Raw genomic sequence first — 14,733 nt, 5'->3', positions numbered from 1 at the left:
CTAGGGATGTTGATGTCTTACAGTCGACCGAGAGTAAGCAACGACAACCCTTACTCGGAAGCGCTGTTCCGTACCGTCAAATACTGCCCAGCATGGCCCACCAAGGGCTTTACATCGCTGAGCGCGGTACGAGAATGGATGTTGGTGTTCGAGCGGGCTTACAACGAACAGCACCTTCACAGTGGCATCCAATATGTCACGCCAGCTGACCGGCATCGTGGCGTTGATCGAAAACGCCTTGAACGTCGTAAAGCGGTTTATGAAAGCGCTAAGCGTCGCTATCCGAAACGCTGGTCGGGCAGCACCCGAAACTGGGAGGTCACTGGTTCAGTGTCGCTTAACCCAGGGAAAGTGCAGGAAATCGAGCGTAATAAAAAGGCTGCTTAAGTGCAGCCATTTGGACAACTGGGTTGAAAATCACCGAAAAGCCGAATCAGAGACCCAGTCGCTGTTCAACCTACGAGAAGCATGGGATGAAGAACTAACTCGCCAAACTGGTCAAGCTGACCAAAGCCAGGAACGGCTCGATACTCTGACAGGGCGTGCAGATAAGCTGCTAGAAGGGCAGCGTAAGCGCTTCGAAGAAAATGTCGGCGAATACGAGCAAGAACTTTCAGGCGCTATCGAAAAAGCTCGGAAGGATTTGGAGGCCTTGCCCCAGACCTATGACGACAAGCTGGCACTCCAGGCACCAGTCCGATATTGGAAGCTTCAAGAACAGTACCATCGAAAAAAAATGATACTGTTTGCTGTAGCCACCGGACTTTCTGGAATAATCGCAATCGTTGGTTTAGTACTGTTCGCCTTATATGGATCGCTCAAGTGATCCTTTCCCAGGGCCCACCGTTCTATGGTGAGGCTTCATCCGCTTAGCAGATCTCGTTGCTGGATTCCAAACTGCCAATCCAGATGCATCATCGACTTGTGGGTAATTGCAAGGTTAGTGGCTCGCTTACGATCGGAACCTGTCAACCTGATTCGGACAGATCGTTAAAAATTAATGTCGATTTCGTCGCGGTGTTGCCTGCCGCTGATAACGTCGGGAAGTTCACCACGCTGTAGGGGGCCGGGTCGTCGTCATCGGGCTGTACCGGATTGATCGAGACACTCTCCGGCGGCATCGCCACCTGGGGGCGTCCGCGTAGGAACCGCTCGGGGTGCGCCTCGAAGCTGTCATCGAGCGCCCGCTGGCGGACCTTCGCAATGTCGCGATATCGACCGGTGAAGACCTGCTCTGGCGTGAAGCCAGCAAGTCCGCTGTGATGGTGCTCCAGGTTGTACCAGTCAACGTAAGCGCTGTACCACTGCCGGGCATGGACGATGCTCTCGAAGCGCCCGGGATAGTCGGGCTGGTACTTGCTGGTCTTGAACTGGCTTTCGCTGAAGGGATTATCATTGCTGACCCGAGGCCGACTATGGCTGCACGTCACTCCCAGCTCTCCCATGAGATCCAGATAGCTGCGCGCAATCATCGGTGAACCTCGATCCTGGTGAAGCGTCAGTGCTCCGTGCGGGATTCCGTAGCGATCCACGGCCTCCTGGAAGAGCTGCTGAGCCAGTGCGGCATTCTCCTTGTGGGAGATCATCCAGGCCACGATGAAGCGGCTGTACAGGTCCAGCACCACGTAGAGATTGAGGTAGATGCCGCGTCGCCGCGTGGGCAATTTGCTCACATCCCACGTCCAGGCCTCGTTGGCGGCACATGCCGTGATCCGCGGTATGGCATGGTGCTGAGGCGCACGCTGAGGGCGGCGGTCACCGCTCTCCTTGGCCTCACGCAGCTGCCGATACCAGGTGCTGAGCGAGCCGAGATAGATCCCTTGCTGCAGCAGGTCATGATAGATCTCATAGACCGGCTGATCCCGGTAGGCCTCACTGTGCGCAATCTCGAGCATTTGCGCTCGTTCCTCAGCCGATAGCGCTCTGGGCTGCGGGCAGTGCCGACGCGACGTGGAGGCTCCGGTAGAGGGCTCATGGCGGCGTTTTCGCCAAGCATACACTGTGCTGCGGTTGATGCCCAAGGTTCGACAGGCCACGGCCAATGGCAGGTGCGCCGGGCGCTCTTCGAGCACCGTGATCATGGTTCGTTCCCATTGTTCATGCGATCGAGCATCGATAACGCTTTTTTTTGGAGCGATAGGCAGTCTTCGGCGGTCGACAGCCTCTGCTGAAGGCGGGCGTTCTCACGCTCCAGTGCGTCGATACGCTTCTGCTCCGAGGTCTTGCTTGGGGTCGGCCCCGGGGCGGTCTTGTGAAGCTTCTCCACGCCGTTCTCGGCAAGCTCCTTGCGCCAGGTGGTCAGCTGGCTGCTGTACAGCTTTTCGCGGCGCAACAGCTCTCCGAGTTCGCCATGCCGGCAGGCATCGGCTTCTGCCAGGATGCGCAGCTTGTACTCGGTCGAGAACTGACGTCGCGTACGCTTCTCCAGCTTGGGGTTCGGCGTGACCTGATGATCGGGCAGCTCGGTTGGCGGTTTAGGCATGCTATGGGCTCCTGAACCTCGGGCTCTGATATTGAGGTTAACTCACTGAGCCGGTGTATGGATTCAGGTTGACACACAGGGGGTCACGCTGGTATAGATCGAATCGTATTCGACCGGCTTGTAGATCAGGCCCGCGCGCGGCGAGACTTCGTTATCCACGTTGTGGGTATGGCTCGGATTCACGCCGGGCTTCTGGTAGTCGGCGTCCACCGAAAACCGGTCCCAGCGCAGTCCGGCCAGCGCTTTCCAATGCTCGCCGAGCGATACCTGGTCCTGCGCGAACAGGCCGAACGATTTGCCCACGACGTGGTTCTGGCGATCGAGATAATCGAACGATACGTTGGATATGGTCGGATCGGTCACCGGCACCGAGCCCGGCAGATCCTTGGAGCCCGGCGCGGGCAGCGTTTCCCGGTCGTTGCCGCGCTGCCAGCCGAGCTCGGTGCCCACCAGCAGCTTGTGGCTGAAGATGCCGGTATCGAAGCTTGCCTCGGCTTCGGCGCGATCCAGATAGCTCAGGCGATTGTTGGGGTGGCGGTAGCCGCTGAGCGCGACCTGGCCGTTGTTGTCGACCGCGCCGTCCGGATAGATATTGCGGTAATCCCGATCGGTTTCGGTCACGCGGAAGGCGTTGCGCACGGTCAGGTTGTCGTTGACATCGTGGGCGATGCGCGCGTTGAAGGACGTGACGGTCGAGCGCGCAAAGTTCTGGTCGGGCGAGCCGAAAAAGCGATTGCGCGGCACGTCGATAGGCGGGGTGTTGGTACCGGTCGCGGTACGGGTTTCAGGCACCTGATGATCGTGTGCGGCAACCGCGCCGGTGCCAACGGTATCGACGCTACGAAACGGCCTGTATCAACGGACCCTGCTGGTCGAACTGACTCAGGCCCGGCCGATACTTGATCTAAGTCAAGATGACGTGCTGTCGGAACCAATAGCATGCACTGCACAGCTAAGGCGTTGGCGGCTCTCAAGCCAACCTTTTCTTGGTCAAGGAGATGAGCGTGGCAACAACTTCAAGTCTGAAATTGGCGATGCGGGCGCTGCTCGTTCGCAAGTCGCAGGATATGAATACCGCCGCGGAGCGTGCGGTTGACGATTTGGTGGACGAGCTCGAGCGTCGCGAAATTGATGTGGTGCGCTCGTCGTCGGAGGACGATGCTCGTGCAATTGTTGCGACCGATCCCACTATCCAGTGCCTGATCCTGGATTGGGAACTCGACGAGTCCGACAACAATCGGGCGGCGCTCGCGGTGCTGGATGCCGCGCGCGAGTTCAACGCCGATATTCCGATCTTCCTGCTTGCTGCACGCAGTATCGCTTCGTCGATTTCGGTTGATGCGCTGACCAAGGCCGACGATTTTATCTGGCTGCTCGAGGACACCACGGACTTCATCGGTGGCCGGGTACTGGCCTCGTTGCAGGCCTATCGCGCCACCGTGCTGCCGCCGATGTTCAAGGCGATGGTCGAGTTCGCGCGCACCTATGAGTATTCCTGGCATACGCCAGGGCATACCGGCGGCACTGCGTTTTTGACGTCGCCTGTAGGCCGTGCGTTCTTCGAGTTCTTTGGCGAAAGCCTGTTTCGCTCCGATCTATCGATATCGGTTGGTGAACTGGGCTCACTGCTCGATCACACCGGCCCGATCGGCGCTGGCGAAAAATACACTGCCGGGGTGTTCGGTGCGGATCGCAGCTATTACGTCACCAATGGCTCGTCGACATCGAACCGCGTGATCCTGATGGCCAGTGTCACCCGCGATCAGGTCGCGCTATGCGATCGTAATTGCCACAAGTCCGTCGAGCACGCGATGACGCTGTCGGGCGCCATCCCCTGCTACCTGATGCCGACGCGCAACGCCTACGGCATCATCGGCCCGATTCCGCCGGAACGCCTGACCTCGGCGGCATTGCGCACGCTCGTCAGCGACAACCCGTTGGTCAAGGACGATGCCAAAACCCCGGTGCACGCGGTAATCACCAACTCCACCTATGACGGGTTGTGCTACAACGTCGCGCGGGTAGAGGAACTGCTGGGCGAAACCGTCGATCGTCTGCATTTCGATGAGGCGTGGTATGCCTATGCACGCTTCAACCCGATCTATGAGAGACGCTTTGGCATGCACGGCGAGCCCGGCACGCGCGACCGCTCCAAGCCGACTGTTTTCACGACTCATTCCACGCACAAGCTCCTGGCCGCGCTGTCGCAGGCCTCGATGATTCATGTGCGAGACGGGCGTAGCCCGATCGATCATGCGCGTTTCAACGAAGCGTTCATGATGCACGCGTCGACCTCGCCGAACTATTCGATCATTGCTTCCAATGACGTGTCCGCGGCAATGATGGACAGCTCCGGCGAACGCCTGACCGGCACCTCGATCCGGGAAGCGGTCGCCTTCCGTCAGACGCTGGCCCGCCAGAACGCCGAAATCTCTGACGACGGCGGTTGGTTTTTCGATGTCTGGCAGCCGCCGGAGGTCGCCGACAAGCGCGGCCGCAAGACGCCGTTCTATCAGGCCGACCCCGAATACCTGGCGACCGAGCCACGCTGCTGGCTGCTCGAGCCGAATGCAAAATGGCACGGTTTCGGTGAGATCGAACGCGACTACTGCATGCTCGACCCGATCAAGGTTTCGGTGATCACGCCCGGAATGACGCCCGAAGGCAGTCTCCAATCGGTCGGCATTCCGGCCAATATCGTGACCGCTTATCTGGGAACACGCGGCATTGTCGTGGAAAAGACCACCGACTTCATGATGCTGTTCCTGTTCTCGCTGGGCGTCACCAAGGGCAAATGGGGCACGCTTATCAACGCGTTGCTCGACTTCCGCAAGGATTACGACGCCAATACGCCGCTCACCCGGGTGCTGCCCGATCTGGCCGCCGATTATCCGGAGCGCTACGCGGGCATGGGTCTGCGTGATCTTGCCGACCTCATGTTTTCGGCCATGGTCAAGCTCAAGACCACCCAGATGATGGCCGAGGGGTTTGCGATTCTGCCGACGCCGCAACTCAGCCCGGTCGATGCCTATGAGGAACTCGTGCGCGGTAATGTCGAACGGGTGACCCTCGACGAACTGGCCGGACGCACGCTGGCTACCGGCGTGGTGCCGTATCCGCCGGGTATTCCGTTGATGATGCCGGGCGAGAATGCAGGACCGGCGGATGGCGCGCTGATTGGCTACCTGCGCGCATTAGAGGCGTTCGACCTGCGCTTCCCGGGATTCACACACGACACGCACGGGGTAGAGGTCGAAGACGGCGCCTATCACGTTCTCGTTCTGCAGCACTAAAGGAGCGGTAGACATGACGGATCAAACCGCTGTAGCGACCAAGAAGAAGATGGGCGTGGTGCCGGCAACCCTGCTGGTTGCCGGCAACATGATGGGGTCAGGCATATTCATGCTCCCCGCGAATCTGTCGGCTATTGGCAGCATCGCGCTGCTGGGCTGGCTGTTCACCACCGTGGGCGCCGTTGCATTGGCGCTGGTATTTGCGAAGCTGGCCTCGATCGACCCGGCCGAGGGCGGGCCCTATGCCTATACGCGCAAGGCGTTTGGCGATTATATGGGTTATCAGACTAATATGATCTATTGGTTGGCCAACGTGATCGGCAACGTGGCGCTGGCGGTGGCGGGGCTCGGCTATTTGTCGCATTTCTTCCCGTCCTTGCAAACGCCGCTGGTGCTGGCTTTCGGATCCATTGCGGTGATCTGGTTTTTCACCTACGCCAACATCCTGGGCCCGCATGTGGTCGGGCGATTGCAGAGCTTCACCACGATTTTCGCGCTAGTACCGATATTCGGTATGGCGTTTTTCGGTTGGTTCTGGTTCAACCCCGATACATTCACATCGGCATGGAACGTGTCCGACAAGGGCAGTATCGGTGCCGTGATGGCAACCTTCACCTTTACGCTGTGGGCCTTTATCGGCGTGGAGAGCGCGTCGGTCTCGGCCGGCGTTGTCGAGAATCCGTCGCGCAACGTGCCGATCGCCACGGTCGGCGGCGTCATTCTGGCGTCGATCGCCTATATCCTGAGTTCGTCGGTCATCATGGGCATGATTCCGAACAAGGAATTGATTACTTCTGCGGCCCCGTTCGCCGACGCAGCCCGTGTGGCGCTGGGCGACTTTGCCGGCAGTGCGGTCGCGCTGGCTGCGGCAATAGGTTGTCTGGGCTCGCTGGCCGGCTGGACGTTGCTAACAGGGCAAACGGCCAAAGCCGCGGCAGACGACGGGCTGTTTCCCGGTATCTTTTCACGCGTCAACAAGCGCGGCGTGCCGTCGCTGGGCCTGATGATCATCGCTGCGCTGATGAGCGCACAGGTGCTGGCTACCGTCTCGCCCACCGCGAGCGAGCAGTTCGGCAAGATCGCGTCGGTCGCCGTGATCATGACGCTGCTGCCTTATATCTACTCGATGATTTCGATCAAGGTGCTCGGCTACGGCAAAATGCCGCACGGCCAGTACACCTTCTTCGTCAGCGCCGGCCTGTTGGCCGCCATCTATTGCATGATCGCGCTGGTGGGATCGGATGGCGGGCAGACACGTTGGGCGCTGATCTTCGTCATTGCCACAATCGTGTTCTATTCGGTAGCGGTCACGCGCAAGCGTGACATCGACGAAAAACACCTGCACCCGGGTGGTGTATCGCCGGTCTGGGTGCGCTATCTTGCACTGGGTGTCACGCTGACTGCGCTGGTCGTCATGTTCTATCTTTCGGTTGGGCAATACTCTCGGGGCGATATGCGTTCGCGCTCGGTGGCTCCGCCCGACGCACCGGCAGCGGTTGAAAGAATGGTCCCGGAGGATAGGCGCTGATGCGTTGGCGGCCAATGCGACAACCCGATCTCGCGGCCGTTGCCGCATTGGCCAATGTCGTTCATCTCGATTATCCCGAGGAGCTCGATATTTATGTTCAATGCTTCGCGTTGTACCCCGGCGGTTGTTACGTGCTCGACCCAGGGGCAGACGCGGTCGCCGGCTATCTGATTGCGCATCCTGATCAACTGGATGAGCCGCCGGCTTTGAACAGCCCACTGGAGAAGCTGCCCGAGACGGCGGACTGCTATTTCCTGCATGATCTCGTTCTGGAAAAGCACGCGCGTGGTCGTGGCATGGCGGGCGCGGCGGTCGAGCGCGTGCTAGCGGATGCAAGCGCCGCTGCGTTCGATACCGTGGCTCTTATTGCCGTGGGCGAAGCGCACGCCTACTGGGCGGGGCACGGGTTCGCTGCATACGGTAGCGGCCGACTCGATCCGGCGAAGGGGTATGGCAGCGAAGCCCGGTTGCTCGTACGCGCGCCATGAGTCTCACGCTGTACCAAGCGGTTGTGTCGGCGCGATGAACGCGCGATGCATACGCCTGTGCTGCTATCGCGCGGCCTGATCGCCTGGCGACCTGATCAAGAGCGGCGCAACCCGCTGGGTCTCGATCAAGTACGCCAAGAGAACGTCTTACATGTCGCAAAACACCGACAAGCTTAATCTTGGCGCACTGGTTTCGCTGGTCGCCGGGTCGATGATCGGCGCCGGAATTTTCGGTTTACCACAGAATATAGCCGTCAGCGCAAGCGCCGGCGTCACCCTGATCGGCTGGTTGATTACCGCGGTCGGCATGCTGTGTCTGGCGTTCGTGTTTCAGAAGCTGGCCGATCGCAAGCCGGCTCTCGATGCCGGCGTCTATGCCTATGCCAAAGCTGGGTTCGGCGATTACATGGGCTTTTCCTCGGCCTGGGGCTACTGGGTCAGCTCCTTGCTTGGCAACGTCAGTTATCTGGTGCTGGTGTTCAGCACGCTGGGTTATTATTTCCCGATATTCGGCGATGGCAATACGCCGGTTGCGATTGCCTGCGCCTCGCTGCTGTTGTGGTGCTATCACTTTCTGGTGCTACGCGGCCTCAAGCAGGCCGCGACGGTCAACCTGATTCTGACGGTCGCCAAGATCGTACCGATCGCGCTATTCATCCTCGTCGTGGTTCTGAACTTCAGCCCGGATGTGTTTCTCACCGATTTCTGGGGTCACGGTGATCCCGCGCTCGGCAGCTGGATCGAACAGCTGCGCGGCATGATGCTCGTCACGGTCTGGGTATTCATGGGCATCGAGGGCGCCAATATGTATTCGGCGCGGGCCGCCAAGCGCAGCGATATTGGCACGGCCACCGTGATCGGTTTCCTCGGCGTGCTGCTGCTGCTGATCGCCGTAAGCGTGCTCTCCATGGGCGTCATGTCGCACGCTGAACTGGCCACGCTCAAGGATCCGTCCATGGCCGGCGTACTGGCCTATCTGGTCGGCCCCTGGGGATCGCTGTTCATCAGCATCGGCCTGCTGATATCGCTCGGCGGCGCGCTGCTCGCCTGGACGATGCTCTGCTCGGAAATACTGTTTGCCAGTGCAAGCGATCACACCATGCCCGACTTCCTGAAAAAGGAAAACGCCAGCCAGGTGCCCAGCAACGCCCTGTGGTTAACCAACGGCTTGATTCAGCTGTTTCTGTTCGTTGCATTACTCAGCGAGTCGACTTATCTGAGCCTTTTGTACCTGGCAACTTCGATGGTACTGGCGCCTTATTTCCTGTCGGCAGCGTATGCGTTATTGGTCAGTTGGCGGCGGGAGACCTATGAAGGCCAGCCCGTGGCCCGCAACAAAGATCTTTGTATCGCCGCTGTTGCGACGCTATACGGTGCGTGGCTTTTGTATGCCGGCGGCGGTAAATATCTGGTGCTCTCAGCATTGCTGTACGCGCCGGGCGCGCTGTTCTTTGCCCGCGCAAAGCGCGAACAGGGCCAGAAGATATTCAAGCGCTACGAATGGCCGATCCTGATTGTCGTGCTGTCCGGTGCCGCTATCGCAGCATATGCGCTGTACGTTGGTGCGCTGACTTTGTAGCTCGCATTTTCGCGCAGCTGCGAATTGCGGCTCCCGGCTTGTAATGCGTGATCGGTCTACGGCAGATATAGCCTTCGCTCGTGATACGCACTCCGATTCGAGTCAGGGGCGCTACGTCGGTCCCGCAGCAGGTGTACGCCAGCTGCATCGAAACTTCGACGACATTATGCGTCGGGTTCGTGCGTGACTGGCTCGCGCGCGTTCGTGTCGTCAGAGGACCTCTCGAGATTCGTTTGACTCCAGATATTGGGCCGTCGCAGCGCGATGGTGAGCGCCGGGATGAAGGTCAGCAGCAGCAGGCCGAACGGCAGGCCACTGGCGATCGCCGCCGATTGCAGCGCGCCCAGGCCGCCGGCCTGCAGCAGGAAGGCCGTGACCACGCCGACCGTGGCCACCCAGAAGAAGCGCTGACGCCAGCTCGGGTCGCGGCCGTTGGAGGTCAGTGTCGCGACGACCAGTGCGCCGGAATTGGCCGAGGTGGCGAAGAACACCAGCACCACGAGCACGGCCACACCGATGGTTGCTGTGGCAAATGGCAGATAGTCAAGTAGCCGGTACAGGCTGTCGTCGGGGGCGTCAGCCACGGCCTGGGCGAAGCCGGCGTCCTGAAACAATTCCAGGAACAGGGCGTTGCTGCCGAATACGGTCATCCATAGGAAGTTGAATAACGTGGGCACGAACAGCACGCCCAGCAGGTATTCACGAATGGTGCGGCCTCTGGAAACCTGGGCGATGAACATGCCGACAAACGGCGACCAGGAAATCCACCAGCTCCAGTAGAAGATCGTCCACTTCGATTGCAGGTCGGTGCCGGTATAGGTTTCGTTCCAGGTCGACAGCTCCGGCAGATTGTTGACGTAGCTGCCCAGATGTTCACCCAGCGCCTTGAGCACGAACAGCGGCTGGCCGGCCAGCAGCACGAACAGCATCAGCCCGGCAGCGATGATGAGGTTGAGTTTGCTCAGCAGACGCACGCCGTTGTTCAGACCGCTGAGTACGGTCACCAGTGCCAGCGTGCATACCGTCCCGATAACGATGAGGTTGAGCCCCAGGCCGGCCTCGACGCCGGTCAGCCTGGCGGAACCTGTCAACCTGATTCGGACAGATCGTTAAAAATTAATGTCGATTTCGTCGCGGTGTTGCCTGCCGCTGATAACGTCGGGAAGTTCACCACGCTGTAGGGGGCCGGGTCGTCGTCATCGGGCTGTACCGGATTGATCGAGACACTCTCCGGCGGCATCGCCACCTGGGGGCGTCCGCGTAGGAACCGCTCGGGGTGCGCCTCGAAGCTGTCATCGAGCGCCCGCTGGCGGACCTTCGCAATGTCGCGATATCGACCGGTGAAGACCTGCTCTGGCGTGAAGCCAGCAAGTCCGCTGTGATGGTGCTCCAGGTTGTACCAGTCAACGTAAGCGCTGTACCACTGCCGGGCATGGACGATGCTCTCGAAGCGCCCGGGATAGTCGGGCTGGTACTTGCTGGTCTTGAACTGGCTTTCGCTGAAGGGATTATCATTGCTGACCCGAGGCCGACTATGGCTGCACGTCACTCCCAGCTCTCCCATGAGATCCAGATAGCTGCGCGCAATCATCGGTGAACCTCGATCCTGGTGAAGCGTCAGTGCTCCGTGCGGGATTCCGTAGCGATCCACGGCCTCCTGGAAGAGCTGCTGAGCCAGTGCGGCATTCTCCTTGTGGGAGATCATCCAGGCCACGATGAAGCGGCTGTACAGGTCCAGCACCACGTAGAGATTGAGGTAGATGCCGCGTCGCCGCGTGGGCAATTTGCTCACATCCCACGTCCAGGCCTCGTTGGCGGCACATGCCGTGATCCGCGGTATGGCATGGTGCTGAGGCGCACGCTGAGGGCGGCGGTCACCGCTCTCCTTGGCCTCACGCAGCTGCCGATACCAGGTGCTGAGCGAGCCGAGATAGATCCCTTGCTGCAGCAGGTCATGATAGATCTCATAGACCGGCTGATCCCGGTAGGCCTCACTGTGCGCAATCTCGAGCATTTGCGCTCGTTCCTCAGCCGATAGCGCTCTGGGCTGCGGGCAGTGCCGACGCGACGTGGAGGCTCCGGTAGAGGGCTCATGGCGGCGTTTTCGCCAAGCATACACTGTGCTGCGGTTGATGCCCAAGGTTCGACAGGCCACGGCCAATGGCAGGTGCGCCGGGCGCTCTTCGAGCACCGTGATCATGGTTCGTTCCCATTGTTCATGCGATCGAGCATCGATAACGCTTTTTTTTGGAGCGATAGGCAGTCTTCGGCGGTCGACAGCCTCTGCTGAAGGCGGGCGTTCTCACGCTCCAGTGCGTCGATACGCTTCTGCTCCGAGGTCTTGCTTGGGGTCGGCCCCGGGGCGGTCTTGTGAAGCTTCTCCACGCCGTTCTCGGCAAGCTCCTTGCGCCAGGTGGTCAGCTGGCTGCTGTACAGCTTTTCGCGGCGCAACAGCTCTCCGAGTTCGCCATGCCGGCAGGCATCGGCTTCTGCCAGGATGCGCAGCTTGTACTCGGTCGAGAACTGACGTCGCGTACGCTTCTCCAGCTTGGGGTTCGGCGTGACCTGATGATCGGGCAGCTCGGTTGGCGGTTTAGGCATGCTATGGGCTCCTGAACCTCGGGCTCTGATATTGAGGTTAACTCACTGAGCCGGTGTATGGATTCAGGTTGACACACAGGGCGATGGATGGGGCGCTTTCATGGAATGGGGACAACGTACTTGCCAAATTACTTGGCATGGTGGCGGTTGTTTACAACCGCTAAGCCAGCCGAGGAGGCGTGGCTTCGCGCGGCGATGATGACTAATCAAAAGAAGATGCCAACATAGCCATGTATATACAATATCATTCAGGAGAGATTGGTGGTTTTTATGTCACTTGTCTATGTCACGGTATTCTTTAGCGCGATCTAGAACGGGTCTGCTGGCGTTATCTCTTTCTGGGAAGTCCAGTACCTTCGTTGGGGGTTTTTCAACAGAGAATAGGTTGTTTTCCAGTAGGACATGCATAGATGCCAAATACTTTGCGTGGGAAATATCCAACATATCCTGTAAGTCCTCAATTTTGGCTTTTAGCTTTTCAGCTTTGTCGGCTTGGCGCTTTTTCTTTAGCGGCTCAGATGATGATTTAATAAAAGCAATTAGGTCATCCATGCCGCGATCTTTGCGGATTGAACTAGGGTCTCGCCCTGCCTCTAGCGCAACGGTTCTATTATTGATCTTTGAGCCCTTAGGGACGACCCTGGTGGTGTCGAATTTTATTCTTTCAATTGCTTCGTAGTAATCCTGATGCTTCATTTCAATCGTCCTCACTGATTAATTTTAGTTCAATAAATTCAATCTCCTGCTGTGCCAGCTTGGCTGAAGGGTGATCTTTATCCATGTACTCAAGCTCAATCTTTAAGCCCTCTTTGTATCTGCGGAGCCTTTCTCCTTCATCATCTCCTCCGAGAACAGCATCTTTACAGCCTTTCACGCAGGGTATGACCTCATCGACATTAAAGTTCCAGCACATCTTTGCTGATAAGCAGCCACCTACGCCAGTTCTCCTGTAGCTGATAGTTCCATCCATCATTAGCTTGTGGATTTCTTCGGGGCCATCCAGCCATTGGGCGGTTCCAATGTTCTTTTCTTGCTGTAGCCGTGAGCCACCGCCGCCTGTAAGTTTGGATTTGGCTTGTACAACTTGCTCATCAAATTCCAATGCTTCAATTAGGCGAATCTCATTCATATAGTCACTTATAACCAAGTGTCCTTCTTGGTTATCAGCAAGCCTTAATATATTTTTAGCCATACTGGAGTTTTCTCGATATAGCATGGTCATAGATTCGCTAAGATGCTTAAACTGAAACTTCAGAGAGGGCAGGCTTACCTTTCCAGATCGTGCGCTATAGACAGCTGTGGAACGTCTGAACTGGTGTTTAGATAGATGCCAATACTCACCTGCTTTGAGGGCGAGTTTCTTGTCATTTCTCCAGTCCCTGAAGGCATCAAATGACTCCAGCTCCACAATGTCTTCTTCCGTAACTCGAAGTGCTTCTGGGTTGGTTTCCGAGAGTACTTTGAACAGGATTTCGCGCTGAACCTTACTGTCAATCAAGTTTCGAATAGAGTCGTCGTTAGAATCACCAAAAAACAAATAGGTGCTATTAGGCTGTCTGATTGATCGGAGCGCTTCTGCAGCTTTGATGGCGGGAAGAACTTCTTCGCATGTGGCCCACGGAAGTTTTGACTCACTGTAATTCGAGTTGGTCATTTTTGAGGTGTGCGCCATAACCAATGGTAACTTTCCGATACTTGGTATATCGATCCAATCGACGCAATTAGGCTGTAGGATTTCGCATTCGTGATGCCGCATCCCTGTGTACACAAAGATTAGGATTCTTGCTGCATCCTGAGTTGCAGAAAGCAAGCGTTCAACTGCAACCCAGCCGTGCTCTGTGCTCTTGGTTTTTACAGGATGTTTTTCAAAGAATCCTGTTAATTCTAAGCTATCAATAGCCTGCTTCGGTGTTACTAGGTGTGGTTTAACCTCTGACAAAGACCCCATTTTTTTTTGGGGGTAGAGTCTTTGCCAGCGTTGGTATATGGAAGAGGTGTTTAGTGGCGATGCCCAATAAAAAGGATTGCTGTAATAGCTCTTATAAAGCTCTTCGATTCTGTCTTGAACCTTAAGGAAGTCCACTACTAGCTCTGAACACTGAGTGATAAGATTGGCATATATCCTTGTCGGTATTAAGGGAGTTCTGCTGTCTTTGCCTTGGTGCTGTTGATAGTTGGAGCGGTTTTTGTCGAGGCTCCTGTCCAATCGTTCAATATTTTTGTCAGTTAAAAATCGAGGTAGTTCAATGTCAAAGGATTCTTTGATATATATAGAGAGTCTAGCGAACTGAATGACTTCAACGCCTTTTCGAAAGCTATTTGGATTCGTCATGCAGCTAGACAAAATCTTTGCAAACGAAAAATTGCTCTCATGAAGCTCTGATAGTGTTTTGTTGTCGTTGTGTGCGATCACAGAGAGCCCTCTCAGTGTAGAGAAGTATTTTGAGAGTGTGACCAGTTTTTGGCGTTTGCCGCCGCTGTGGCTAGGCTCATAGATGAAGTAAAACATTATCAGTTTCATCTCACTGATAATTTCATCAATTAGAACGCAATTTCGTTCATTCCTTTCTGGTAGTTGGCTTTCGAAGTTTAGCCTGACTGGGTTAGATGGTCTGCTGTAGGCCTTATAGTCCCAGGTGTTGTCTGAATAAATCGATGCTACCCTACCTTCCTTATCTCTGGAGATGATGTGACCAGGCTTTGGGTGTTGGATCGAGCCGCCCTCTGGGCATAATGGATCGCTGAAAGTCGCATCAATGAAT

14 protein-coding genes and 1 pseudogene are annotated in these 14,733 nt (G+C 57.1%); 7 read left to right on the top strand and 8 right to left on the bottom strand.

Going from position 1 to position 14,733, the window contains the following annotated elements; translation table 11 throughout:
• Both ACT3R7_RS19855 and ACT3R7_RS19850 read left to right on the top strand, forming a co-directional pair.
• Positions 1-387 (top strand): integrase core domain-containing protein (locus ACT3R7_RS19855; protein WP_496199396.1); only part of this gene is annotated, 387 nt, incomplete at its 5' end.
• Positions 388-397: 10 nt separating this feature from the next.
• On the top strand, positions 398-826 hold the full coding sequence (locus ACT3R7_RS19850) for a DUF6161 domain-containing protein (protein WP_496199395.1): 429 nt from the start codon (positions 398-400) through the stop codon (positions 824-826).
• A 142-nt stretch (positions 827-968) separates the two neighbouring features.
• On the opposite strand, the gene ACT3R7_RS19845 is transcribed toward ACT3R7_RS19850, so the two are convergent.
• The 3 genes from ACT3R7_RS19845 to ACT3R7_RS19835 form a co-directional block, all read right to left on the bottom strand.
• Positions 969-2,081, bottom strand: coding sequence for an IS3 family transposase (locus tag ACT3R7_RS19845; RefSeq protein WP_349385033.1), 1,113 nt, complete (start codon positions 2,079-2,081; stop codon positions 969-971).
• A complete protein-coding gene (locus ACT3R7_RS19840; protein WP_349385034.1) occupies positions 2,078-2,482 on the bottom strand; it encodes a transposase in 405 nt (134 codons plus the stop codon). Before ACT3R7_RS19840 ends, ACT3R7_RS19845 begins: the two co-directional genes overlap by 4 nt.
• A 63-nt stretch (positions 2,483-2,545) precedes the next feature.
• Complete coding sequence (locus ACT3R7_RS19835; RefSeq protein ID WP_496199394.1) at positions 2,546-3,274, bottom strand: TonB-dependent receptor domain-containing protein; 729 nt, start codon at positions 3,272-3,274, stop codon at positions 2,546-2,548.
• A 212-nt stretch (positions 3,275-3,486) separates the two neighbouring features.
• On the opposite strand from ACT3R7_RS19835, the gene ACT3R7_RS19830 reads away from it, so the two are divergent.
• From ACT3R7_RS19830 to arcD, 4 genes are all read left to right on the top strand, one after another.
• Entirely contained in the window at positions 3,487-5,775 is a 2,289-nt protein-coding gene (locus tag ACT3R7_RS19830; protein WP_496199393.1) for an Orn/Lys/Arg decarboxylase N-terminal domain-containing protein, read from the top strand.
• Positions 5,776-5,788: 13 nt separating this feature from the next.
• Positions 5,789-7,303 (top strand): arginine/agmatine antiporter, encoded by a 1,515-nt coding sequence (gene adiC, locus ACT3R7_RS19825; protein WP_496199392.1) that lies wholly within the window; start codon positions 5,789-5,791, stop codon positions 7,301-7,303.
• Positions 7,304-7,317: 14 nt separating this feature from the next.
• Positions 7,318-7,791, top strand: coding sequence for a GNAT family N-acetyltransferase (locus ACT3R7_RS19820; RefSeq protein ID WP_496199391.1), 474 nt, complete (start codon positions 7,318-7,320; stop codon positions 7,789-7,791).
• Positions 7,792-7,942: 151 nt separating this feature from the next.
• Complete coding sequence (gene arcD / locus ACT3R7_RS19815; RefSeq protein ID WP_496199390.1) at positions 7,943-9,370, top strand: arginine-ornithine antiporter; 1,428 nt, start codon at positions 7,943-7,945, stop codon at positions 9,368-9,370.
• A 164-nt stretch (positions 9,371-9,534) separates the two neighbouring features.
• On the opposite strand, the gene ACT3R7_RS19810 is transcribed toward arcD, so the two are convergent.
• From ACT3R7_RS19810 to ACT3R7_RS19800, 3 genes are read right to left on the bottom strand one after another with little or no spacing between them, the layout of a single operon-like run.
• Positions 9,535-10,461 (bottom strand): BCCT family transporter, encoded by a 927-nt coding sequence (locus ACT3R7_RS19810; protein WP_496199389.1) that lies wholly within the window; start codon positions 10,459-10,461, stop codon positions 9,535-9,537.
• Positions 10,458-11,570, bottom strand: coding sequence for an IS3 family transposase (locus ACT3R7_RS19805; protein ID WP_349385033.1), 1,113 nt, complete (start codon positions 11,568-11,570; stop codon positions 10,458-10,460). The genes ACT3R7_RS19810 and ACT3R7_RS19805 overlap by 4 nt, the downstream gene beginning before the upstream one ends.
• Entirely contained in the window at positions 11,567-11,971 is a 405-nt protein-coding gene (locus tag ACT3R7_RS19800) for a transposase (RefSeq protein WP_349385034.1), read from the bottom strand. Before ACT3R7_RS19800 ends, ACT3R7_RS19805 begins: the two co-directional genes overlap by 4 nt.
• An 84-nt stretch (positions 11,972-12,055) precedes the next feature.
• Here ACT3R7_RS19800 and ACT3R7_RS19795 point away from each other — a divergent pair.
• Positions 12,056-12,199: pseudogene (locus tag ACT3R7_RS19795) on the top strand (IS1595 family transposase); the annotation flags it as partial.
• 45 nt (positions 12,200-12,244) lie between these two features.
• Here the strand turns inward: ACT3R7_RS19795 and ACT3R7_RS19790 are convergent.
• Positions 12,245-12,667, bottom strand: a complete 423-nt coding sequence (locus ACT3R7_RS19790) for a hypothetical protein (RefSeq protein WP_192537688.1) — start codon at positions 12,665-12,667, stop codon at positions 12,245-12,247.
• A gap of 1 nt (position 12,668) precedes the next feature.
• Positions 12,669-14,733 (bottom strand): hypothetical protein (locus tag ACT3R7_RS19785; protein WP_496199388.1); only part of this gene is annotated, 2,065 nt, incomplete at its 5' end.

It is taken from the genome of Halomonas sp. AOP43-A1-21 (assembly GCF_052376775.1).
Classification (GTDB): domain Bacteria; phylum Pseudomonadota; class Gammaproteobacteria; order Pseudomonadales; family Halomonadaceae; genus Vreelandella; species Vreelandella colorata.
The sequence above is the reverse complement of the archived record's forward strand: the minus strand, read 5'-3'. Positions and strand labels throughout refer to the sequence as shown.

Excerpts from the sequence above, each read along its gene's own strand:
- ACT3R7_RS19845 (WP_349385033.1), bottom strand. The coding sequence starts at position 2,081 with ATGATCACGGTGCTCGAAGAGCGCCCGGCGCACCTGCCATTGGCCGTG.
- ACT3R7_RS19840 (WP_349385034.1), bottom strand. The coding sequence starts at position 2,482 with ATGCCTAAACCGCCAACCGAGCTGCCCGATCATCAGGTCACGCCGAAC.
- adiC (WP_496199392.1), top strand. The coding sequence starts at position 5,789 with ATGACGGATCAAACCGCTGTAGCGACCAAGAAGAAGATGGGCGTGGTG.
- ACT3R7_RS19820 (WP_496199391.1), top strand. The coding sequence starts at position 7,318 with ATGCGACAACCCGATCTCGCGGCCGTTGCCGCATTGGCCAATGTCGTT.
- arcD (WP_496199390.1), top strand. The coding sequence starts at position 7,943 with ATGTCGCAAAACACCGACAAGCTTAATCTTGGCGCACTGGTTTCGCTG.
- ACT3R7_RS19805 (WP_349385033.1), bottom strand. The coding sequence starts at position 11,570 with ATGATCACGGTGCTCGAAGAGCGCCCGGCGCACCTGCCATTGGCCGTG.
- ACT3R7_RS19800 (WP_349385034.1), bottom strand. The coding sequence starts at position 11,971 with ATGCCTAAACCGCCAACCGAGCTGCCCGATCATCAGGTCACGCCGAAC.
- ACT3R7_RS19790 (WP_192537688.1), bottom strand. The coding sequence starts at position 12,667 with ATGAAGCATCAGGATTACTACGAAGCAATTGAAAGAATAAAATTCGAC.